The organism is Mesorhizobium sp. M7A.F.Ca.AU.001.01.1.1 (genome assembly GCF_004022735.1).
Lineage (GTDB): Bacteria > Pseudomonadota > Alphaproteobacteria > Rhizobiales > Rhizobiaceae > Mesorhizobium > Mesorhizobium ciceri.
In genome coordinates, this window is sequence record NZ_RZPF01001371.1 from 1 (window position 1) to 431 (window position 431).

Genomic DNA, 431 nt, shown 5'->3' on the forward strand with positions numbered 1-431 from the left:
GGGCAGAGGTCGGAGCCGGAACCGAGGAAAGATCACTGCCCCGGCGGAATCAGCCTGAAATCCGGCAGCTCACGCAAAACCAGTTCAGGTCCTGCCGGCGAATAGACGACGAACAGCTGCATCGGCCCGTCGCCGGTGTTGAGCGTCGAATGAAAGCGGCTTTCCGGCACGTAGATGGTGCAGCCGGGGCCGACCTTCTCGACCATCGGATTGCCCTTCTCGTCCTCGACCATCTGTTCGCCATGGCCTGAGATGACGAAGATGATTTCTTCCGCGCCCGGATGGTTGTGGCGCGTGTGGCCCTTGCCGGAAGGCAGGTCGACGACCCCGCCGGAAAAGCGGGTTGCGCCATTCACTTCGGGCGCCACCGTCAGCGCCAATTTTCCCCAGTCGAAGCCGAAGGCGCTGACGTCCTTCGGGTACACGAACAC

General features: G+C 62.6%; 1 protein-coding gene. It reads right to left on the minus strand.

What is annotated here, in order from left to right:
- Positions 1-32: 32 nt before the first annotated feature.
- Positions 33-431: cupin domain-containing protein (locus EN884_RS38240; RefSeq protein ID WP_245492080.1), on the minus strand; the 399-nt coding region annotated here is incomplete at its 5' end.